This is a genomic window from Pseudomonas sp. Root401, from assembly GCF_001425105.1.
GTDB classification, from domain to species: Bacteria; Pseudomonadota; Gammaproteobacteria; order Pseudomonadales; family Pseudomonadaceae; genus Aquipseudomonas; species Aquipseudomonas brassicacearum.
Map to the genome: position 1 here is coordinate 65,777 of NZ_LMDO01000022.1, position 1,592 is coordinate 67,368.

Annotated in this window: 1 pseudogene; it reads left to right on the forward strand. The window is 61.1% G+C overall.

Annotated elements, in window-relative coordinates:
• Nucleotides 1-1,592 (forward strand): annotated as a pseudogene (locus ASC85_RS33895) (immunoglobulin-like domain-containing protein); the annotation flags it as partial.

Consider the following 1,592-nt stretch of genomic DNA (forward strand, 5'->3'; position numbering starts at 1 on the left):
TACCATCGCCGCCGGCCAGACCACTGGCACCGTCAACGTCGAGACGCCGGCTAATGACGTCTACAACAACGGCAGCACCGTCAGCACCACCATTACCGGTGCGACCGGTGGCAACTTCGAAAACCTGGTCCCGAGCACGACACCTGCGGTCACCACGATTACCGATTCGGYGGAYACCACTGGCCTGACTCTGACGGCCAGCAACACCATCACCGAAGGCGGTTCGATTGTTTACACCGCGACGCTGACCAACCCGGCCCAGACTCCAACACCATCACCGAAGGCGGTTCGATTGTTTACACCGCGACGCTGACCAACCCGGCCCAGACTCCGGTGACCGTGACCYTGAGCAAYGGCTCGGTCATCACCATCGCCGCCGGCCAGACCACTGGCACCGTTAACGTCGATACTCCGGCCAATGACGTCTATAACAACGGCAGCACGGTCAGCACTACGATCACCGGCGCAACCGGCGGTAACTTCGAAAACCTGGTCCCGAGCACTACACCTGCGGTCACCACGATTACCGATTCGGCCGACACCACTGGCCTGACTCTGACGGCCAGCGACACCATCACCGAAGGCGGTTCGATTGTTTACACCGCGACGCTGACCAACCCGGCCCAGACTCCGGTGACCGTGACCCTGAGCAATGGCTCGGTCATCACCATCGCCGCCCATTACCGGTGCGACCGGTGGCAACTTCGAAAACCTGGTCCCGAGCACGACACCTGCGGTCACCACGATTACCGATTCGGTGGACACCACTGGCCTGACCCTGACCGCCAGCGACACCATCACCGAAGGCGGTTCGATTGTTTACACCGCGACGCTGACCAACCCGGCCCAGACTCCCGTAACCGTGACMYTGAGCAAYGGCTCGGTCATYACCATCGCCGCCGGCCAGACCACTGGCACCGTCAACGTCGAGACGCCGGCTAATGACGTCTACAACAACGGCAGCACSGTCAGCACCACCATTACCGGTGCGACTCATTACCATCGCCGCCGGCCAGACCACTGGCACCGTCAACGTCGAGACGCCGGCTAATGACGTCTACAACAACGGCAGCACCGTCAGCACCACCATTACCGGTGCGACAGGTGGCAACTTCGAGAATCTGGTGCCGAGCACCGCRCCTGCSGTYACYACGATTACCGATTCGGTGGACACCACTGGCCTGACCCTGACCGCCAGCGACACCATCACCGAAGGCGGTTCGATTGTTTACACCGCGACGCTGACCAACCCGGCCCAGACTCCCTACGAAAAACTGGACATCGACGGCAAGCCTGCCGAAACCACCGTCACAGATACTCAGGACACCACTGGCCTGAGCCTGTCCGCGTCTACCGAAGTAGCTGAAGGTGGCTCGATCGTCTACACCGCAACATTGACCAACGCCGCTGGCTCGCCTGTCACTGTGACTCTGAGCAACGGCGCGGTGATCAACATCGCAGCAGGCGCCACCACTGGCACCGTCACTGTCGATGCGCCAAAAGACGACGTCTACAAAGACGCCGGCAAAGTTGAAGTCAGCATCGATAAGGCCACTGGCGGTAACTTCGAGAACCTGGTTCCGAGCACCACG